The 22,396-nt window shown below is 46.1% G+C and carries 16 protein-coding genes and 1 riboswitch; of the genes, 10 read left to right on the top strand and 6 right to left on the bottom strand.

Annotation, left to right across the window (positions count from 1 at the left end):
* Position 1: 1 nt before the first annotated feature.
* A complete protein-coding gene (locus MHI52_RS01375) occupies positions 2–3,022 on the top strand; it encodes an SNF2-related protein (protein WP_353884095.1) in 3,021 nt (1,006 codons plus the stop codon).
* Positions 3,023–3,134: 112 nt separating this feature from the next.
* On the opposite strand, the gene MHI52_RS01370 is transcribed toward MHI52_RS01375, so the two are convergent.
* Positions 3,135–3,602, bottom strand: a complete 468-nt coding sequence (locus MHI52_RS01370) for a hypothetical protein (protein WP_353884083.1) — start codon at positions 3,600–3,602, stop codon at positions 3,135–3,137.
* A gap of 383 nt (positions 3,603–3,985) precedes the next feature.
* Here MHI52_RS01370 and MHI52_RS01365 point away from each other — a divergent pair, with 383 nt between their 5' ends.
* Positions 3,986–4,669, top strand: a complete 684-nt coding sequence (locus MHI52_RS01365; protein ID WP_127546516.1) for a type 1 glutamine amidotransferase domain-containing protein — start codon at positions 3,986–3,988, stop codon at positions 4,667–4,669.
* Positions 4,670–4,773: 104 nt separating this feature from the next.
* On the opposite strand, the gene MHI52_RS01360 is transcribed toward MHI52_RS01365, so the two are convergent.
* The 4 genes from MHI52_RS01360 to MHI52_RS01345 all read right to left on the bottom strand — a co-directional run bounded on the left by MHI52_RS01360 (position 4,774) and on the right by MHI52_RS01345 (position 10,189).
* Positions 4,774–5,733 carry a 2-keto-3-deoxygluconate permease gene (locus tag MHI52_RS01360; protein ID WP_353884082.1) on the bottom strand — a complete coding sequence of 320 codons (960 nt, stop codon included), beginning with the start codon at positions 5,731–5,733 and terminating at the stop codon, positions 4,774–4,776.
* 6 nt (positions 5,734–5,739) lie between these two features.
* Positions 5,740–7,197, bottom strand: a complete 1,458-nt coding sequence (locus tag MHI52_RS01355) for a glycoside hydrolase family 1 protein (RefSeq protein WP_036616385.1) — start codon at positions 7,195–7,197, stop codon at positions 5,740–5,742.
* A gap of 79 nt (positions 7,198–7,276) precedes the next feature.
* On the bottom strand, positions 7,277–9,205 hold the full coding sequence (locus MHI52_RS01350) for a beta-glucoside-specific PTS transporter subunit IIABC (RefSeq protein ID WP_405158312.1): 1,929 nt from the start codon (positions 9,203–9,205) through the stop codon (positions 7,277–7,279).
* Between the two features lie 138 nt (positions 9,206–9,343).
* The gene (locus MHI52_RS01345; RefSeq protein WP_405158311.1) at positions 9,344–10,189 is read right to left on the bottom strand and encodes a PRD domain-containing protein; all 846 of its coding nucleotides are present in this window, start codon (positions 10,187–10,189) and stop codon (positions 9,344–9,346) included.
* Positions 10,190–10,518: 329 nt separating this feature from the next.
* Here MHI52_RS01345 and MHI52_RS01340 point away from each other — a divergent pair, with 329 nt between their 5' ends.
* From MHI52_RS01340 to MHI52_RS01310, 7 genes are all read left to right on the top strand, one after another.
* Entirely contained in the window at positions 10,519–11,055 is a 537-nt protein-coding gene (locus tag MHI52_RS01340; RefSeq protein WP_405158310.1) for an RNA polymerase sigma factor, read from the top strand.
* Positions 11,039–12,163, top strand: a complete 1,125-nt coding sequence (locus tag MHI52_RS01335) for a DUF4179 domain-containing protein (RefSeq protein WP_405158309.1) — start codon at positions 11,039–11,041, stop codon at positions 12,161–12,163. Before MHI52_RS01340 ends, MHI52_RS01335 begins: the two co-directional genes overlap by 17 nt.
* Before the next feature lie 34 nt (positions 12,164–12,197).
* A complete protein-coding gene (locus MHI52_RS01330; protein WP_405158308.1) occupies positions 12,198–12,779 on the top strand; it encodes a VanZ family protein in 582 nt (193 codons plus the stop codon).
* 201 nt (positions 12,780–12,980) lie between these two features.
* A complete protein-coding gene (gene udk, locus MHI52_RS01325) occupies positions 12,981–13,613 on the top strand; it encodes a uridine kinase (RefSeq protein WP_036616377.1) in 633 nt (210 codons plus the stop codon).
* Between the two features lie 112 nt (positions 13,614–13,725).
* Positions 13,726–14,055, top strand: coding sequence for a chaperone CsaA (gene csaA / locus MHI52_RS01320; protein WP_062837691.1), 330 nt, complete (start codon positions 13,726–13,728; stop codon positions 14,053–14,055).
* Positions 14,056–14,399: 344 nt separating this feature from the next.
* Positions 14,400–15,671, top strand: coding sequence for an S-layer homology domain-containing protein (locus tag MHI52_RS01315; protein ID WP_405158307.1), 1,272 nt, complete (start codon positions 14,400–14,402; stop codon positions 15,669–15,671).
* Between the two features lie 448 nt (positions 15,672–16,119).
* On the top strand, positions 16,120–19,059 hold the full coding sequence (locus MHI52_RS01310) for a DUF5704 domain-containing protein (RefSeq protein ID WP_405158306.1): 2,940 nt from the start codon (positions 16,120–16,122) through the stop codon (positions 19,057–19,059).
* Positions 19,060–19,767: 708 nt separating this feature from the next.
* Positions 19,768–19,961, bottom strand: a riboswitch (cobalamin riboswitch).
* A 79-nt stretch (positions 19,962–20,040) separates the two neighbouring features.
* Here MHI52_RS01310 and MHI52_RS01305 read toward each other — a convergent pair.
* Positions 20,041–20,868: an AraC family transcriptional regulator gene (locus tag MHI52_RS01305; RefSeq protein ID WP_047841510.1), complete on the bottom strand. Its 828-nt coding sequence runs from the start codon at positions 20,866–20,868 to the stop codon at positions 20,041–20,043.
* A 202-nt stretch (positions 20,869–21,070) separates the two neighbouring features.
* Between MHI52_RS01305 and MHI52_RS01300 the strand changes: the two genes are divergently transcribed.
* A complete protein-coding gene (locus MHI52_RS01300; protein ID WP_405158305.1) occupies positions 21,071–22,372 on the top strand; it encodes an alpha-glucosidase/alpha-galactosidase in 1,302 nt (433 codons plus the stop codon).
* The last annotated feature ends 24 nt before the right edge of the window (positions 22,373–22,396 follow it).

Genomic DNA, 22,396 nt, shown 5'->3' with positions numbered 1-22,396 from the left:
AATTCATCCTTACACTGAAACGATTGAGGTTCACGTCGCTTTAACCGGATATGGCGATGCTTTGTTTTACGGAGCACTCAACACACACCACTTTGTACCGGGACAGTCGCTTAAGCAGCGATTGTTCGCTTGGCATGCGCCTTCCTTCTACGGGACCGAACTGGAAGTTCGGCAGATTGAGGAGATTGAGCTGGTTGTTCTGCCTGCGGAAGAAGTGATTCCCTTTTTTGCCGAGATGCATACGCTGCTTCATATTGAATGGAAGTGGGACGAGCAAGCGGAACATCTGATTCGACTAGCTCCAGCACTGGCATCCTCCATAGAGAAACGAAAATACGTACCTAGCTTCGAGGCCTACCGTGCAGGACAGCTTCAGTGGACCTGGGACCCGGATAGCTTGAAAAAGCAGGAGCGGGCATCGCTTACCAAGGCGATTCAACAGACCGACGAGAGTTATGCCGAGGGACTTGGGGCGGCCTATTCCGCCTTCGTATTCCAGCGCTGGTACAGTTCGGAGGAAGCTGCGACCGATCTGCGGCGTGAATTTCCGCAGTTGTTCCCAGAGCGTGGCACTCTACCCAAGACAGCCGGGATGGATGCTCAGTCCTGGCTCGTATCCATTGGCTGGAAAGCAGATGCCGCACCATTCAGACCCATGCTGCAATTGCAGGAGCCGGACGAGGATGAGCCATCTTGGCGGCTGCGATTGGTGTTGCAGAACAAGCTGGATGCCGCCGTATTGGTGCCCGTCATGCTTGATTCACGGGGCAGACTTGAAGGGGAGTGGCCAGAGGTATGGACACCGTTCATTCTGGATCGTTCCGCCGGGTGGCTGGATCAGCTGCGTGCACATCTGCCGCGTCTCGGAAGCTCCATTAGTGGCAGGCGGGATGTGCTGAGTGATCCTTTGGGAGATCAGGAAGCCTGGCAGTTCCTGACGCAGGATAGCGGGCGGTTACTCGCAGCGGGCTGGCAAGTTCTGCTGCCTGGTTGGTGGGAAGCAGCCCGTAAGAAGAAACCAAAGCTGCGTGCTAAGGTGCAGCCGGAGGAAGGCAGTGAGCGGGGACAGTCGTTCTTTGGACTGGACTCGATTATTCATTTTGACTGGCGAATTGCAATTGGTGATACGGATCTCAGCGAAGATGAATTCGCCGACCTTGTTGCCCGTAATGAACGATTGGTTCGCTTCCGCGGAGAATGGGTTCCTCTCGACCCCGACCTGTTGGAACAGATACGTCGTGCCATGGGCGGTGTAGATCGGGAACAGGGACTCTCATTCCAGGATATTCTGCACCTGCATCTGCTACACAATGAGCAACGGGAATATCGCAACCAGAAATGGAAGGAAGGACAGCAAACCGAGGAAGAGCAGCAACCACAGGATGATCAGAACATTCGGCTGGAAGTAGAACTGAATGAGCATCTGAACCGGGTTATTGCACAACTCGGGGGCGGACAAGGCGGCGCACCTTCCCTGCCCATTCCGACAGGGCTTCATGCCGAGCTGCGATCGTATCAGAAGGAAGGTTTTGCATGGCTTGGTTTCCTGCGCAGATTCGGACTTGGGGCATGTCTTGCCGATGATATGGGTCTCGGGAAAACCATTCAGTTCATCACGTATCTGTTACACATCAAGGATCATGAACCACGTAAGCCGGGACAAGCCCCGGTTCTTCTGATCTGCCCAACCTCCGTACTGGGCAACTGGCAAAAGGAAATTAGCCGCTTCGCACCCTCCATTAATGTCAGTCTGCATTACGGAGCACGCCGATTAAGCGGAGAAGAATTCCGGGAGCAGACGGAGCAGGTGGACATTATCATTACGTCCTTTGCTACGGCTACACTGGATCAGGAAATGTTGCAGACTTATACGTGGGCATGCATCTGTCTTGATGAAGCGCAGAATATCAAAAACGCCCAGACCAAACAGTCCCTGGCTGTCCGCAGTTTCCCGGCGAAACACCGCATTGCCATGACAGGTACGCCGATCGAGAATCGGTTATCTGAGCTGTGGTCGATCTATGACTTTATCAATCCAGGATATCTGGGCAACGCCCGGGCATTCCAGACTCGCTTCATCAGTGCCATTGAAAAAGATAAAGATGAGCAGCGCATGCAGGATCTGCAGCAATTAGTGAAACCATTCATGCTACGCCGTAAGAAAAAAGATCCCAATATCCAGCTTGATCTGCCGGACAAAAACGAGATGAAGACTTATATTCACCTTACGGGCGAACAAAGTGCATTGTATGACCAGTCCGTACAGGCCCTGATGGATAAAATGAAAGAGCTGGAAGGCATCAAGCGCAAAGGTGCCATTCTATCGGCGTTAACCCAGCTCAAGCAGCTGTGTGACCACCCTCTGCTGTTGACCAAAGAGGCTTTGCCTGAGGAACTGCCTGAAGACGGCGCATTAACATCTGCTTATGACGTGTACAGTCCGCAAGATATGGCGATGCTGATTAGTCGCTCCGCGAAGCTGGAACGACTGATGGAACTTGTCCGCGAATTACGGGACGAGGGCGAGCGATGCCTGATTTTCACCCAATACATCGGTATGGGTCAGATGCTGCAACAGGTATTGCGTCAGGAGTTGCAGGAACCTGTGCTATATCTGCACGGGGGTACGTCCAAAACGGGACGGGATCGTATGATTGAGGAATTCCAATCCCGTACATTGCCTGAGGATAAGCAACCGTCCGTCTTCATTCTGTCCATCAAGGCAGGCGGTGTGGGATTGAATCTGACCGCAGCCAATCATGTCTTCCATTTTGACCGCTGGTGGAACCCTGCTGTTGAGAATCAAGCCACCGACAGAGCTTATCGGATGGGTCAGACCAAAGATGTTCAGGTGCATAAGTTCATCTCTCTTGGCACATTAGAGGAGCGGATCGACGAGATGTTGGAGAGCAAACAGCAGCTCAGCGATAACATCATCACAAGCTCTGAGAACTGGATTACCGAATTGTCCACGGATGAGTTGCAGGATCTGTTCACTCGGCGTCGTGACTGGTCGGGCTAACTTGGATTAGATGAGATATATCATAAAAAAAGAGAAATACAAAAAGAGCGAAGTTTAGGAAAGTAAATTCCGGCTTCGCTCTTTTTGTGTTGTTGCAGTTAATTATCCGTTCTTAACGCATGTTACCGATGATGGATGATCTTGAATCCTGCATTTTTTTGACAAAGTTTGTCATGACATCAAACGCTTCATTGCGCTTGTTGGACATGGACTGCAGACGAAGCATGTCCATCTGTTGGGAGTTGCTTGCAGCATCAATTTGACCTTTCAGCTTTTGAACAGCTGCTTCATCCCCGTTTTGCTGGGCTATCTGCAATTGAGAGTTCAAATCCGCGATCAGTTGATTACGGTTCTGAACTTCCTGAATTTGCGATTGCAATTGCGCATCCAGCAATTTGGCGCGTTCTTGTTGGACCATCATCAAAGCTGTTTCGATATCCATACTGCTGCTGATGTTGATCGGTGTTACGCTAGAGATGTTGGAGACTGAAACTGTGCTCGCTGAAGCTGAAGAGACAATGGATACTGCAGCAACGGTAGCAACTACGGTTGAAGCGAAAAATTTGCCTGAACGTTTCATGAATGTTCCTCCAAGTATATATGTAATATGTACCAGTTTTTCGTTGGCATCTTCCGCCATTCTAAATCAAAAGAACTAGTTGTTCAATCAAATTAACATCAAATTTGAATTAATTTCGATATCGCTTACACACGCCTACCTCCGCTTACAATTTGAGTAAATTAAGCAGGGCATAATAAGTAAAAGTGCATTCTTACAGGCATATTTACTACGACTAGATTGTTCTTTACTCCTACGCTTGAAAGTCACATTGGAGATCGACGATATGCTCATGATTTTACTTTAGAAAATGGTTATGTTATATTTAATAATATATTTTACACAATTTAATTTTGTGATATTTATTATAAATTTATGTTATATATTTTACGGGAGGTTTTAATATGAAAAAGATACTGGTTGTTCTAACAAATGTAGATAAGTACGCAACGAAGGATGAGCCTACTGGCTTGTGGCTGAGCGAAGCAACTCATTTTATTGAAGAGTTTGACCATAATGACAATGTTCAGATCGATCTGGTTAGCCCTAAAGGCGGGAACGTACCTCTTGATCCGAAAAGTCTGGGCGACTCTCTGGATGAGAGCACCAAAGCCTATTTCGAGAACGAAATGTTCATGAACCAATTGAAAAATACGTTGAAACCTAGCGAAGTAAACGCGAGTGACTACGATGCAATCTACTTCACAGGAGGTCACGGTACAATGTGGGATTTCCCGGACAATGCCGAACTTCAAGAGCTTTCTCGTGATATCTATGAAAAAGGTGGCGTTGTATCCGGCGTGTGCCACGGGGTTACAGCCCTGTTGAATGTGAAGCTGTCCAACGGCCTGCTTTTGATCAACGACAAAACCGTTTCCGGCTTCACGAATGAAGAAGAAACATTGGCTCAACAAACCGAGTATGTTCCTTTCCTGCTGGAAGATGCTTTGAGAGAACGCGCTGCACAATACGATAAAGCTGCTGCATTCAGCTCCTATGTCACAACAGATGGCCGCGTGGTCACAGGACAGAATCCGCAATCTAGCAAAGCTGTAGCTGAAAGTGTTAAACAACTGCTGGGTCTGTAAAATAAACCGATCGATCCCTCTCCTCCCCCAGGAGATCATATAGATGTACAAAGCAAAACAGCACGTGATCCGTCATAATCTGACAGAACACATGCTGTTTTTTTCTAGTGATTTGTCGAAGCAGAAGCTTCCGTTGCTGTTCCTCCAGCCAAACGCTTCACGATATAAGGCACGGTCACCGACGTCAGGATCACGGCAAACGCAATCTGAGCGATAGCTGTGTCCACATATGGCGCATACGCCGGATTGAACCCGGCAGCCATCGAAGGCACCACCATGGATAATCCAGCAACCGAACATGTCGCAGCCGCTGCGTAACCGGGCCGTCTTAATATCGTGCGATCGATTCCAATGAGCGGCAACATGCAGATCAGCAAAAATAACACCGTGACCAACAAACCGGACAGACTGGACTGAAATGCAATACGCAGATCAATATTGGACCCAAAGCTGGTACCTAGAAAAGGTAGTAGAATCAGTGTTCCCGGAGCGAACATCTTCTGTATGTTGCTATCCAGGTTACCAAGCAGTATCCCGATCAAAAAAGGTACTAGTGTAGCAAGTACACTGAGATAATCGATACCGACACCGCTTGCCGAATTCAATATCATGACCGGAATAACCGGTACGGCGATCAGATTCAGAATGCCAAACGCAGCACGATCCACATCATCTCCATACGTGTTCATCAAGGCCAGATATAATCCCGGATTACAACTGGTCAGAACAGCGATGAAAGCTACCGCAGAAACTCCTCCGACACCACTTATGCCAAAAAAGTGTACAAACGCCCAGCCGAACAGACAGCTGATGAAGATACGGGAGATACAGAGCACCCCTGCTCTCTTCAAAGTCACCAGAAGCTGTGACAAGTTAAGCTGTGTTCCTGATATCAGTAATATCATACCGATCAGCGCCATGGTACCTTTCGATGTGAACAGCGCTGTTGTTGGATCTCCGATCTGAAAAAACGATGGAAACACCGTGTTGATCACCGCGGCGGCCAGCATAGGAACAATCAGCAAGCCGCCGGGTATTTTTTTGATACGACCCAAAATGTTCATGGTGCGTTACAGTTCTGCTCCGTTGGTACGGATCACATTCTGATACCAGAAGAAGGAATCCTTACGATATCTTTTCAGCGTACCATTTCCATAATCATCCTGATCCACGTAGATAAACCCGTACCGTTTGCTCATCTCGGAAGTCCCTGAACTGATCATGTCGATTGGCCCCCACATCGTGTATCCCAACACCTCGACCCCATCCGCAATGGCGAGTCCCATCTGTTCGATATGTTTGCTCAGGAAATCAATCCGGTAAGGATCGTTGATCGTTCCATCTTCATTTAGTTTATCGTAGAAACCTGAGCTATTCTCCAGAATGAAGACAGGTTTTTGATACCGATCATAGACGAGATTCAGCGTATACCGCAGGCCAATGGGATCAATCTGCCAACCCCACTCGTTAGCGGGCAGATGCGGGTTTTTATATACACTGTGTACATTGCCTGCCGTTAGTTCGAGTTGTTCGGTATCACTACTGGAAATCATCGAGTTGTAATACGACATCCCCACAAAATCAGCCGTGTGTGCGCGAATGCTATCCAGATCGCCATCCTCGATGTTCAACTGGATTTCCTTGTTTTTGAAATACGTTTTACTATAGTAAGGGTACTCGCCTTTATTGAGCACATCCAGGTAGAATTGATTTTTCATCTGATCATCCTGTTGCATCTGGAGTGCGTCCTCCGGCTTGCAAGTGTAAGGATACGTTGTAAAATAAGCCACCATACTTCCGATCTGGTTATTCGGATCAATCTCATGAGCCATCTTGGTTGCTCTGGACGCAGCTACAAATTGATGATGCAGCCCCTGGAACAACATTTCCTCATAATTTGGAGCATCATAATCAATGATTCCCAGCGTTTTGGCCGATGCTTTCACGCTCATGTTGATCTCGTTGAATGTCACCCAATATTTCACTTTGCCCTTGTAGCGATTAAACAGCACATCACAATAGTTCACATACAGATCGATCAATTTGCGGTTATACCATCCTCCGAACTTGTCCATCAGTACAATTGGTGTATCAAAGTGACTGATAGTGATCAAGGGCTCCATACCGTGTTTAAGACATTCATCAATAACCTGATCATAGAACTCTAGTGCCTTTTCGTTCGGAGCGGCATTGTCGCCACCCGGAAATACCCTGGCCCATGAAATGGAATAACGGAATACTTTGAAGCCCATTTCAGCAAACAAGGCGATATCCTCACGGAAGTTATGATAAAAATCGATTCCCCGGCGCTTCGGATATTTCACAGTATCCGGGTCATTCCTGGCCTCTTCAATCATCTCCCAATTCACTCTGATCTGCTTGGTCACTTTGCGGTCGTTCTTCTCGTTAAATTTCATCACTTCAGGGATGGTCAGACTCTTGCCGTCCACATTATAAGCTCCCTCGGCCTGACAGGCAGACAGTGCACCGCCCCATAAAAAATCTTTTGGAAAATTGGAATTTGTCATTTTAGTTTCCTCCTGTTATTACGTGTTATTAAGACCATCTAGCTTGTAACTTGTAGCTTAATGAAAAGATGAGCAGTTCTTACGGAATCAGCTTGATCAAAGGTTCACTCTCCCGGATCGGGCCGCTGGTCGCTGTAGTCAGCACATCTCCGTACTGTTGCATGTTGGTTACCACAATCGATGTAATGGAGTTATAACCTGCTGACGTAATGCCCTTCGGATCAAAATCAACCAATAAATCCCCTTCCTTGATTGTCTGTCCCTGTTCGATATGGGCGTTAAAATATTTCCCTTTCAGACTGACGGTATCCACTCCGATATGAATCAGGATCTCGACACCATTCGCAGCTTTCAATCCGATGGCGTGCTTGGTGCGATAAAGTGCTTCGACTACCCCGTCAAATGGAGCATATACCTTGCCATCTGTCGGAACGATTGCAATGCCTTTACCCATCAATTCTTGGGCAAACGCTTGATCCTCCACTTCAGAGATGGGTTTGATCTCCCCTGTCATTGGACTAACGATAAGCATGTCAGAAGATGTGGATGTCTGGGATGATACGGACGCTGGAGTTACCTCTGAGGCAACGACTGTCTGATTGCTATTTACTTTATTCGTAGCTTGTTGCTTCGATTTATTTCCATCTGTATCTTCCTTGATGCCCGCCAACAGCGTGAACACAAACCCGAGTACAACTGCGGCAACACAACCAATAACGACATACATGTAACGATCCGATGAATACGTGCCAATTGCCAATATACCTGGAAGTGAAATTGCATTCGCTGTTGTATGCACCAAGCTGTAGAATCCACCAACTAATCCTCCTGCCAGACAACCTGCGAAAAACGGACGTTTGTATTTCAGCGTTACACCATAGATCGCCGGCTCGGTAATCCCGAATAACGCAGTGAATCCACTCGAAGCAGCCGCTGATTTCATCGTTTTACTCTTCGTTAGGACAAACACACCGAAGGCTGCTCCAGCCTGAGCCAAATTCGCCGCCAGTGCCGTTGGTAACAGCACGGTTGCACCCAGGGTAGCCACTTGTTGAACCTGAATCGGCATGATGGCATAGTGCATACCGAACATAACCATGATCGGTTTGAAAAATCCAAGGATCGCACCAGCAAGAACACCTGCAGTGGAGAACAATGAGTTAATGCCATTCGTCAACCAGTCACCGATATATGAACCTACTGGTCCAAGCACGATCAGTTCCACTGGAATCATAATGAACAAAACAATCATTGGGGTAAGCAGGACCTGCAAAAACTTAGGAATTACTCGATTAACAATTGGATACACATAACTCATAATCCATACCGCCAAAATGATTGGAATGACGGAAGAGGAATATTTCATCAACAGAATCGGCATGCCGAGAAAATCAATACTGTTTACACCCGTCTCAGCAATCTGAGCCGCAGCGTTCAAAATGGTTGGATGCATTAGTCCCGCAGCAAGAGCTACCGCCAAATAGGGATTGGTTTTGAAACGGTTTGCTGCACTGACAGCCAGGAAGAATGGCATGAAGTAGAAAATGCAGTCCCCGATCATGTTAATGATTGTCAGGAAACCGGAGCCTTCTAGGTAACCCATGGCAGTTATAACGGTAGCCAAACATTTGATCATCCCGCAACCAACAAGTGCTGGCAGAACAGGCGTGAATATACCTGCGATGGTTTCAAGCACTACATTGATGGGGTTACGTCTCTTTTTCGGTCCACTGTCTGTAGACTCCGTAAGCTCTCCAATCTTGTCAGAAGTTAGATTCTTCACTTCACTATATACCGCGTCTACTTTGGCACCGATAACAACCTGAACCTGTCCACCGGAGTTTTGTGCCTTGAGCACGCCTTCGAGCTGATCCAGCGCCTTGAGGTCTGCTTTGTTATCATCCTTCAAAACGAATCTCAAACGGGTTGCACAGTGTGTCAGACCCGATATATTTTGCTCGCCGCCAACGAGATCAAGTACGTTTTTAGCCAAGTCTTTGTTGTTCATGACCCTTCTCCTCTACATGAATAAATTGGATATATAAAAAATGACCAAGCCGGGGAATCGTCATTCCCTACGCTTGGTCATGCCTGATCGAATCAGTAACAGTCCAATATGGATTATTCGGTTAGTTTTTCATTAGGTTCATTCCGTTGGTTCATTCGAAATCAATCGTTGGATATGCAGAATCAGATATAATTTTTCATCATCCGAACAGGTCCAGCCGTAATTATTTTTCAGGAAGTCAGCAATCTTCTCCACACAAGCCAGTTCTTTCGGAAACTTCTCCTTCACCATCAGGAAAAGCGATTCATTCTCATCCTTGAGCGACTTACCGCTCATCTGCCTCAGAATGAAATACCGGATATGTGTGGCAAAGCGCGTGAAATGGATGGAATCCTCCTGAAAGTCAATTTTGAGGGCATATTTGATCACGGACAGGATCTCTCCCGTAACTGTAGTCACCTTGGTGGTATCCGTCATCTCTCCCGATCCAACCTGTGCATTAACAAAATGCAGAGCAATCAATGTTGTTTCGGCTGCTGGCAGAGCGATATCCATTTTTTCCTGAATCAGCTTCAGCGCAGCCTCCCCCACCCGGGTCTCGTCCGGATAGAGTGTCCGCACTTCCCATTCCAGCGGGTTTTTGATACGGATACCTTCTCTGGTTCGGGTTAATGCAAAACTGATATGGTCGGACAGGGTGAGAAGCAGATTCGGGTTAAATGTTTTATTCAGGATCTGACTGCCCAGCTTGATGACTTCCTCCGCGAGATAAATATCCTCAATCGGAATACTGTTCAGCAGATCATACATACGGATATTTTTTGGTGCTACAAATATTTTCTCCACCAAGTCCGTCTCCGTCAGCTCGTAAGGCGTTTTCAGAAATCCTACACCCTTGCCTACGACAAAAACCTCTTCGTTATGTTCATTAATAGCGATGGCTACGTTATTGTTTACTTTCTTGATAACCTTCAATGTTCTCACCCCCCAACAAAAATAAAAAAAGACCGAAAGCGATTACAGTAAAGCAATCGAATTCGGTCATGCCTGGTTTCCCCAGTAACAGTCCGTGTTATGAATATAAGTTTATTATAATGCTGTTTTCGAGAAAGTCAATCATCCAATCTTAGGGAAAAATCAACCTCTCTTATCATTGAAGGGAACGCAGAGACCCGATACGTCAGATATAACAATGCCCTTTTTTAAAACTATAAAAAGTAAATGTGACCATATGCCCTACTCGCCAGTCTAATTCATATAAAAACCAGCCAAGTGCTGGCTTCATCCCTCCAATACGAAAGGAGCTGTTATCCATGGGTTCAACCGATCTCGTTAACCAGACCATCCAAGGAGATCGTGAAGCCTTTATCCGGCTTATTCGAGACATTGAAAACTCTTTGTACAATACGGCAAAATCCATGCTGCGAAAAGAGGAGGACGTGGCCGATGCCATTCAGGAGACAATCCTGAACGCATACAAATCGGTGCATACACTCCGGGAACCCCGGTATTTCAAAACCTGGCTGTTTCGCATCCTTATCAATGAATGCAACACGATGTTGTCCCGCCGCTCTCTCTCCACCGCTTATGCGGAAGTACCTTCAGAAAAGCGGGAGCATTCCAGTCCCTACGATGAGGTCGATATGCGAGAAGCGGTAGACCGTCTGGAGGAATCGAAACGAATTGTTGTCGTTTTGCATTATTTTGAAGACCTGTCCCTCCGTCAAGTCGCCGATGCCCTGAATATTTCCGAAAGTGCAGTGAAAATGAGACTTACTCGGGCAAGGCAGGAGTTATATCAGAAATTCAAAAATTTTCGGGAGGTAAACTTACATGTCAAACCCGTTTAATATCGATCAGGAACTAAAGAACAAAGCGAAGGAGCGTCCTCTGATGTCTGAACTCGTTCGTAACCGGATTGATGCCACACTGGAATCTCTGCCGACGTCACCAAACACATTGAAAACGGAACAGACTTTGCGCTCCAGTCGCCGGAACAAGCGATGGCACAAGGCTGCAGCTGCGACGATCGCAGCCGGAGTGTTGGGCGTTACCGTATTTGCATCCGGCTTTGTATCACCGGCCATGGCTGCCTCCTTGCGCAATATTCCACTCGTGGGCAGCCTCTTCAGCTCGATAGAAGCTGATATGGGTCTGCGAAGGGCGGGCAACGAAGGCTTAACTACTCCTGTTAACAGCAAGGTTGCTTACCAGGATGTGAAGCTCGAAGTGCTTGAAGCGGTATATGATGGTACACGTGCTGCGTTTCTGGTTCATTTCACTGCACCTAATCTGAATCAAGGCGAATATGACAATGGCAGGGACATCGTGAAACTGAGCAGCGGAATTGAGAATGTCTTTTTCAAAGTCGACGGAACCCTTCCGAATAGTGGACTGTTCTATAGTTCGGTAGGAGAAACTCAGCCAGATACACTGCTCTTTGAGCAGGTCATTTCCTCCGATCAGGGAACGGCACATTGGCCGGATCAGTTCGACGCCAAAGTTCAATTGACGTTGCAGGGCATCGATCATGAGTTCGAGCTTACGGTTCCATTTACCAAATCAACAGAAAACATTCATCAGGTTCTGCCTAACACAGCCATGACCAACGATCTGTATACGGCCGCTGTTAAGGAAGCTGTGGTTTCCCCTGTCACTACTCGTCTAACTACTGTTATCAGTTTGAATGATAAGAATACTCTTACGGCAAAAGAGCAGGAACAGCTGAGTCACATCGGATTTGCCGTCTCTGATGATCAAGGGCGGCAACTGACCTCACTTAGCGGCGAGGGCACCTATAAGGGAACCCAATTAACATCCGAACGCATATATGCCACAACTGCCAAGGATATAAAATATCTGATAGTGAAACCTTTTGAGATCAAGGATGACTTCGCTGAAGAGGTTAAAGATAATCAATTCATCAAGGGAATGGAAATGAAGATTCAGCTTCAATAGCCTAATATTATTGCCTTATCGAAGGAGCCATTCCATGTCCATCCAATATTCAATCTCATCTCCCATCGTACTTGGCCCATTATTCGTTCTGGTCCTGCTCGCCCTGATGCTCCATGCCAGGGTGAGCAAAACCAGGTACACGGTCAGACAGTATGTGTCGATGCTCGTATTTGCCATATATATGTTGGGTGTTATGCATTTTGTATTTTTCCCTATCGACGTGAACATTGGAATCTATGCCAATCAAACGCCATGGTATCAAAGCATTCAATGGATTCCGCTCCTGACCGCGGATGCACCAAGCTTTCTCCTAAACATTGTGCTGTTTATGCCACTGGGGTTCATGCTTCCTTTCATAAAGCCTTGGATTCATTCGATGCGAACAGCAGCATTAGCGGGATTGGCTCTAAGTTTCCTCATTGAAATAACACAGCTCCTGCTCCGAATAACCTTGGGCAACGGTCGCAGCACCGATCTGAACGATATAATAGCCAATACAACAGGAAGTGTACTTGGTTTTATCATCCTGAATCTGTTCACCAAAAGTTCCATCGGCCAGCGACTAATGGCATTATGGGAGTCACCACAGGGAGTATCATCCAAAAATATGCAGTAAAATGAATATGAGCATGCATAACGCCCCTTGAAGGCAAAACATGGTCCATTCACCAAGATGAAAAAAGTCGAGTGCTATGGTACAATGAAGGAATTGTGTATTCAGAGACAGACATGTGGATAAAGGCCATGAAAGAAGGATTTCTGATGCGCTTTTATCCATTCATCATGCTGCCATTTTAGGGAGGCTTATGGAACAACCATGCTCATTATTGGTATCGCCGGAGGAACCGGCTCCGGTAAAACGACGGTAGCTCGCTCCGTCATAGACCGTCTGGGATCAGCTAAAGTTACGTTTATATCCCAAGACAATTATTACAAAGACCAGTCGCAGCTCACACCTGAGCAACGCCGACTCACCAATTACGATCACCCGTTTGCATTCGATAATGATCTGTTGATTGAGCATCTCACCCTGTTAAAAAAAGGCCAAGCGGCGTATGCCCCCGTATATGACTTCACCATAGATAACCGTGCTGCCAATGAGACCGTTGAACTGGCACCGAACCATATTGTCATTGTAGAAGGATTGCATGTGCTGATTGACGAACACCTTCGCAGTCTAATGGACATCAAAGTATTTGTTGATACTGATTCCGATGTGCGGATTTTGCGTAGAGTGCTGCGGGATATTGAGGAACGCGGACGCACGATCCAATCCGTGTACAAACAATATCTTGAAACGGTAAAACCGATGCATGATGCTTTTATCGAGCCATCCAAAAAGTATGCCGATATCATTATTCCAGAAGGCGGACATAATGAAGTAGGTATTCAGATGTTATCCATCCTCACCGAGAAATACCTCACCGGAGAGAATTGGAACGGCGCTTAATTTGTTTCAAAGCAACACAACAGAAATCCAGGTTACGATACAGCGTAATCTGGATTTTTTGTTGATTTTTCATTTATAATAGTCCCCAATAGTTGAAAGGAGATTTACCCCTATGGCTACTTTTGAAGAGTTCATGCAGCATGACATCCGGGTTGGTACCGTGGTGGAGGCCGAACCCTTCCCCAAGGCTCGTATTCCCGCTATTAAAATGACGATCGACTTCGGACCACTTGGCCTGAAACGTTCCAGTGCTCAGATTACTCAGCGATACACGCCTGACATGATCATTGGCAAACAGGTCGTTGCTGTAGTTAATTTTCCACCTCGGCGGATTGCCGGTTTTGTCTCTGAAGTACTTGTGCTGGGCGGCGTGCCTGGTGAAGGCGATGTTGTCTTGCTCACACCGGATAGTCCGTTACCTAATGGAACACCGATAGCCTGACTTTATTTTGAGTAAGGAGAATAGGGCTTTTCAAATGTATGGAAATCGAGTATTCTTGATTTATTGATTATTGAATTGACTATTGATGGAACTACATATGTTGGAAACCTTAAAGCATAAGGCTATGAATCTGCGGATTCGTGGCCTTTTTTTGTGTTTTTTGAGGAAAAGTAGGTCTGGAGAAGTAGTAAGGATTGAGCGGAGAGGAGGAGTTTTGTTGATAAATCATACCAACAGCCTAGTTATACATGGTAGAATATTGATTATTATTACAAATTTATTATCTAGTAGCCTGAAAAGTACATATCAAGGAGAGAAATTCACAATTGAGAGGAGTAAGATTCATGAAAAAAATGATGATTTCTGGCGTAACGGCATTAGCTTTATTAACAGGGGGTATCGTAGGTTTTGGAGGCGTTGGGAGTTCTGTAGAAGCCGCACAAGCTACAACTACATTCAAGGACGTTCCTTCTACACACTGGGCATCCGCAGCGATTAATTCGGCCGTGGAACAAGGTTATTTCATGGGGTATGCCGACGGGTCATTTAAACCAAGTTCACCTGTCACTAAAGCTGAAATGGCAAGTATCCTGGGACGTTTATCCGACCAGCCTAATGCATCAACACAAGAACAAAACAATTTCACGGACATACCCGAGTGGGCAAAAAGTGGTGTCTCTATTGCTATAGCAAAAGGTTTTATCAGCCCTTCTAATTACAAGGGAAAATTGGATGCCCAAGGCGCTCTTCAGCGAGGCGAAATGGCTACTTGGCTAACGCAAGGGCTAACCGTGGTTGATCCTGAGTACAAACAAGCACTCTCTGATGTAACCAACACCGTTGTGCCTACAAAGGAATATTTCACTGGTAAACTCGCAAGCGCTCAAAAAAATGCAGTAGCCGTTGCGCTGGGAACAGGACTGATGAGTGTGGCAAACGATAAAACATTTGGCGTTGATCGTACTACAACACGAGCTGAAGTAGCTGTATTGATCGCCCGTTATGCAGCAGTTGCCAAGACAAAACCTGCCGATTTTCAGGGTTTGAATGAACTGCGAGCAGTGGGTTTGACGGGGACGAATTTGAATATTATTGCGCCTAAGTATCAGAAAGCAGGACCAGAAAAATTTTCTGAATCGTATGATTACAGCAAAGTAACTGGAGATTTTGGGAAAGTTCGTAATCAAGAATTAGTTACAGTAACGAATTATGCAGATCTGAAGGTCAAGAACTGGATCATCGTCAATCCATATGTAAAAGAAACTGAGAGAAGTATCTATTATCCTGTTTTCGTTGATGAAAAAGATAGATTACTAAGAGGCGCTTATTATTCTTTCACAGAGTTTGATATTAGTATTAAGAACTCTATGAATCAACTGCAAGCCGGTAGTCTTATCCATTCCCCAACTATTAATGCTCTAACTTCACCAAGCACCAAAGCTTTTAGCGAGTACGGACCTAAACATATAAATGATTTACTCGGACCCAAAGGCGTGTTTATCGTAAAGAACCCTGTTTACTGGGGCCATGGTCTCTTACATTTTGATAAGTCACTAAATCCTGGAGTACGCCTGACGCTCAAAGATGGAACAAACTATACTGTAGTTCCAAATTAAACTATGAAAAGGGTGTTCCAATGTGCAGTTCTATAAATCATTAAAAAAATTATTAATAGCATATATAACATTGTGTATATTGTTCCCAACCCCTTCAGTTGTTTTTGCTGGAGGGGGGCCTGGAACAAAGCCAGTGTTAGAAGCCTCTCATATAGTACCTCCATCACCTGCAAAGTCTCAGAAAAAAGTAATCCCCGTTGAGGGCAGTGGAATGTCTAATATCGGTGTTTATGTTTACCAGCTCGATAATTTAAGATGGCGTGTAGATGGAGAATGCAACGGCCAAACATTAAGCAATAACCCCGATACTAACAAACCAAACTCATCATTAGTTTGCGTAAATCTTTCACTGGATGCACCAAGCTACAAACCCTCTGAGTACTTTGATCGTTCCGGTCAGAGGTATTCTAGAAGTGAATTAACTACAATTTCGTTAAAGCCCATGTACATGGATAACACACAATATTACTTACCAGGAAAACCAATCTTGGTTAGTGTGGAATCATTTGACGGTGATACGGTGAAATTTACAACTCAAATGGGAGGTGCGATTGAACCAACAGCCCACAGACCCTATAATCCACCTAAATTCTCTGCCGACTACATATTCAATACGGATATATATTGGCGGGCCTTTGCCGAAATAACCAAAGAGATCAACCTCACAGCTGGCGGGCAACTTAGCTTGAACCAGTCCAAACAATTGAATGCAACGGTCAAAACAAAAAATGGAGATGGAAACTTTGGAGCGGAGACCAATGTAAACACTGGAAGCGGTGGTACAACTACATGGGAATCATCCAATCCTGGTGTTGCTACCGTTAGTAATTCCGGATTAGTCCAAGCTGTCAGTAGGGGAACTACAACCATCACCGTACTGTGGAAGAAAGATGGATTTCAGTTAACTACCACAACAAACATTGGTGTTGAAGAGAGCCCAGGTACTGGCGAAGGCGACGGTAACGGAGGCGGTGGAGGTTGCACACCAACGATTGGACCACCTTCTGCTGGAACCATCATGAGCATGAATGATCTTGATCCAAATACCAACGGTGTTATTAAGTCAGATAACAGAGATAATGAAACATTCAATGTGTTAAAAGGAATCCCTACTTCCGAGTCACTCTACACAAATGCCTTTGCTGACAATTATCTTTTTAAACAAGCTTGGGCGAAAATGAGCGGTAAAGTTACATACAACTGTAATGTCACAATCTCGTACGACAGAGAGTGGACAGTACCTGGACCAGAGGAATGTGATGATGATGGTTGTACACCAGGGCCACCTGTACCCGCGAACGACACGGTACCCAAGCCATACAACTTCCAGATCACAAGAGACTACTCCTACTGGAAAATTAACAATCTGGAAGTATACAAGATCGCTAAAGCAACCATGAATAATTACGCTTTGCCCGGTGAGACCGTTACGATGAATCCAACAGGATACACACCACCAACACTAGAGTCTAAAAATGATGAAGCCGTAGAAAGCCATGTACGACCAGGACAAACCTCTTCAATCTCATATACTCCACCCAAATTAACAGGTGGTTTGAACCAACCTCCCAGTGTGCCAGATGATACATCACGGTTAAAAGGGATGGCTGAGTCCAACACACCTCAAAGTAAAGTGAATAATGATCTAGTGAAATTCAACAACACAACCATTATGAATGATGTGGAAGCAACCAAAGATGGCCCGACGCCATCCAATATTCCTAATCCAACAACGATTGGGCGTGATGTGCTGTACAAACCGGGTAACATGATCAGCAATTCCCTGCTGAATAAGGCAAACACCACAAGCTCTGGTGAAATCTATTATGATTTGCTACCGGGTAACGTGAATGGGGGTGCCAATAAAATATTACCGATTAACGGCATCAACACGGTCACGGTACACACCCCTGTCGTCAACTACGCCTGGGTATCGGATGATCAACCGCATAATCAGAAAACCGTACCGGACCCAACCAGCGCTGCACTCATTCTGGAACGTCCGTTCATTGTGCGAATTCCCACATCAGGACAGCACTTGGACGCAGTGAGTTATCCCGGTTATGGGAATCGGGACTATGCCAAATATTTTCGAATCAAACAGGTGCAATTCCCGTTTGATGTCTATAATGCAGATCGGAGCCAGTTTATCCCTGCTAAGACATGGGTGGATATTCCGGTCAATCAACTGGACACCACATTCTATCTCCCTGTATGGGTAGACGAAGGCAAATACCATATTGTATTCCGCAATATTGCAGAGAATGCACCTGCAAACTTTACCGAGCAACAGGATGCCAATACCAATCTGGCACATCATGTTGCAGCAGATACCGTACCGGTAGATGTCATCGGAAGGTTATATGATTTTCACGTCACTGATATCTCCGATTACAACTGGGAAAATGTATTTCGCAAGCGGTTGGGTAGTCCCGAACCAACGGGCTATAGCTACTGGACCGGGATGAATAGCATTGATGGTGATCCGCGAGGTAACCTGGCTCCATTTGTATTGCCTATTCGACCAGGAAGCCATCCGGTGCAGGGATTCGCTAACGCGACTGTGAAGACAGGATACCATTTCAAGTTTGATCTGAAGACCAAGGGCAATATGTTTGGCAAACAGGATGGTATTCGAATTACACCCACTTTTGCTTTTGTGAGTAAAGACGGGTCCTCCCGACAAGAAGTGGATCTGTACTACCATCGAGGCCAGGAACGCCTAATCCGTATCGGATCGGCACAGGATATGGAGAAACGCTTTGTTGTGCTGAACTCACGGCTTCGAAATGTACCCGGCACAGAGTTAGGTGATACAGCACGTTATCAGTATACTTATGAACTGACAGCGGAAGAACGCAGCCAGCGTACGTTGGCAGAACATATGGTTCGCCTAGTCGATCAGACATCTCATGAAAAAACATGGGTAGGTCGTTATGACTGGATGATCCTGTCCGCTCCGATTCGGACACTCATCGGGCCCAAATCGGAAATTCCTTCCGTGGTCAACGTGGACCGGGCCAATGCAGCAATCCAGCGTTGGTACGGGGAGTACAGCTTGCCAGCCGATGTATATGCTGTACCAAAAGGGACGGATCTCGAACCCCTCGCCCGACAAAATCAGCTGGATGAGAAATCGAAGATTTTTCTAAAGAATGGTTATATCGTAGTCAACTTCAACATGGAGAGCCTGCGGAATGGAAATACAGAGGCGCCCCATCTGCAATACATTCATGCACCACTGATGAATCAATGGCAGTTGGAAGGTTTCAACAAAACGCCAACAGACAGTCAAGGCAGAACCTGGCCGCTGAAGGATGGCGACATTGTCTTTTACCATGCTGATCAGTCCAGCCGGAATGACTTCCAATCCCAAGTACCACACTAGTTTGAATCTCTCATGTCAGTACGACTGGCAAAGCAGATGTAGCCAACTACATGTGGACAGAAGAGTCTATATGCGGAGTACCTCTCCAAAATAGACTGACTGTCTTTATAGCGATAATCACCCAATGAAGCAATCAATAAATATATGATGAAATAGCCATGAAGTGCCAGACTGAGTACTATACAGCCTGCGCAAACCTATGGTGTACTGAATGACATAGGTGCACCGAACCACATACGATAAAGCATTCACAAGTGATTCCGGTGTCACATCCCAACTACACACAACATGCCTGTTATACAACAAAAGGGTTATCCTGAAAGTCATCTATGGACTTCTGGCGTAACCCTTCTTGCATCATTCTCATTTTATAACCTTACTTAGACTATAAAGAAAACCCGCACATCCGTATTATCCTGACAGACTTTCTCCAGGAGACAGGTAGCTTAGCTGGAACGTGATGTCCAACACTACGATTACTAGTTGTAATAGTCGTTTAACGATATATCTGCTCAAACGCTCTAACGTCCTTCCCCAAAACTTTATGTATGTGCCATGATGTTTCTCCGTCCACAGCTCCGCTGAAAACTTATAAATTCTATCAAAAAGGCGTCCATCTCCGTGTTACTGGATGAGGACGCCTTAAACAAACAGATTTCCAGAAAAAATCATGCTTTCTAAACACCTTCCTATCTCCCGTAGGGTACTACTGTGTTTGTAAAACCTGGCAGGTCTCCTGGCTCCAGAATCATCGTCACTTGCAGCTCCTTCCCGGCTTAAACCAGTGGATTATCGCTACCTGACTCCTCTGTTACAGTGGCGGGACCGCGCCGGTATCACACCGGACTTCCCTATTAAGCTTCCACCATGACGGGCAAAGCACCAAGTTCTACATATTCAATTACACTTCTGTATCAGTATAGCGGGGGACGACGTTTAATGATCAAAACTTTTCTTTTAAATTTGAAACACTAGATGCGTCTAATCTCGATTTCTCGAACCCTTTGGAGACACACCCGTCACTCGCTTGAACATCTTGGAAAAAAGTAATGGGTCCGTATAGCCGACAGAATGGGCCACTTCACTGACCGACAGCCCTGGATTATGAAGAAGTTCGGCAGCCCGATTCATGCGGTACTCCAGAAAAAAGGACTGTAGCGACATGCCATATCGCTCTTTGAACAATCCCGACAGATACGTGCGATCCAGCCCCACAGCTTGGGCAATATCCAGAATGGAGGTTCGCTGGCTGTACCTGTTCTCCATAAACTGCACCGCCTGCCGGATATACGTATCTTTGCTCGAAAGAAGCTGCCCTATTTCTTCCTCCAAAGGCGAAGAAGAGATTAATTCTGCCATCAAGCGGTACAAGAGACTCTGATTCATCACATCGCCTCCCGGACGCGTAGAAGCCTGGACCATCTCCGTATACAACTGTTCCATCGTATTTGTATCATGGGCATCATATATCGGGCGCTCCGGGCTCAATTGGGCACGTTGCATGAATGCTTTGGCTTGTACACCCTTGAATCCAAACCACGAATACGTCCAGGGCTCCTTCGGATCTGCCTCATAATGAATGAGTGTGTCCGGGAGAATGACAAAACCCTGTCCCTCGCTAAGCTTGTATTCCTGATCTCCCATGTACACGGTGCCCCGTCCTTCATGGATGTAATGAACAATGTAAGAATCACGTACACCGGGTCCCCAATAATGCGCAGGATCACATGCCTCCCACCCGAAAAACAACAACATCAGCTCCATCTGTGTCCAGCCTGCGGGAACCACATTCATCTCAATGCGACTCATTTTCCGCCCTCCATCCTGACTTCTTTCCGCTTACCTCTTCATTTAGTCTATTTATATTATAACATCTAAAGTGCTTCCATATTAGTTGGAAGCGGGAACAAAAATGGGATTATGCCATGTTTGAAAGGGTTTGAGCCATAGTTATATGTGCCGAATCGGCCTATAGTTGGGGTACAACATTTTTCAGGGAGGTTAAACTTAAATGAATAAAATTACGTTTCTAGGTGCAGGCAGCACCGTCTTTGTCAAAAATGTATTGGGTGATGTCATGATGACCGAAGCACTGCAGGATTTTGAACTGGCATTGTTTGATATCGATGCTGAACGTCTGAGTGATTCAGAGCGTTTGCTGACCAGTCTGGCCCATTCACTCGGAAGTCGTTGCGTTGTGAACGTATATCATGACCGAAAAGAAGCGCTACGCGGGGCCAAATATGTCATCAACGCCATCCAGGTCGGTGGATATGATCCATGCACCATTACAGACTTCGAGATTCCGAAGAAATACGGACTGCGTCAAACGATTGCAGATACACTCGGTATCGGCGGAATTTTCCGTAACTTGCGGACGATTCCGGTCATGCTGGATTTCGCCCGAGATATGCAGGAAGTATGTCCAGATGCGTGGTTCCTGAACTACACCAACCCGATGGCCGTGCTTACCAACGTCATGAATGTGCATGGTGGGATCAAAACTGTAGGATTGTGTCATAGTGTTCAGGTATGTGTACCACATCTGTTTGATGCACTGGGGATCGATCAGACAGATGTTGTGGCTAAGATTGCAGGGATCAACCACATGGCGTGGCTGCTCGAAGTTACCAAAGACGGGCAGGATCTGTACCCCGAGATTAAACGTCTGGCGAAGGAAAAACAGAAGGAACAGCATGACGACATGGTTCGTTATGAGCTGATGCAGCGTTTTGGCTATTATGTAACGGAATCCTCTGAGCATAATGCCGAGTACCACCCTTACTTCATTAAACGGAATTACCCGGAGTTGATTGAACGCTTCAACATTCCATTGGATGAATATCCACGCCGCTGTGTGAACCAGATTGAAGGCTGGAAAGAAATGCGTACCAAGCTGTTTGCCAGCGAAAATATTGAACATACCCGCAGCCGTGAATACGCATCGCATATTATCGAAGCGATGGAGACGAATAACCCGTACAAGATTGGCGGAAACGTTATGAACAACGGACTGATCACCAACCTGCCTCGCGAGGCTTGTGTTGAGGTACCTTGTTTGGTGGATGGATCAGGAATCAGCCCTACGTACATTGGGGATCTGCCTCCACAACTCGCGGCATTGAACCGGACAAACATCAACACGCAACTGCTAACAATTGAAGCGGCAATCACTGGAAAAAAAGAACATATCTATCACGCCGCCATGCTTGATCCACATACAGCTGCAGAGCTGTCTATCGATGACATCGTAGCGATGTGTGATGAGTTGATTGAGGCTCACGGCGACTGGTTGCCAAAATACACGTCATAATACAAAAGCACCGTTTCCTTTGCA

This window comes from Paenibacillus sp. FSL H8-0283 (assembly GCF_045040675.1).
GTDB lineage: Bacteria > Bacillota > Bacilli > Paenibacillales > Paenibacillaceae > Paenibacillus > Paenibacillus amylolyticus.
Note: the sequence above shows the minus strand (reverse complement) of the source record. Positions and strands in the feature narration are given on the sequence as shown.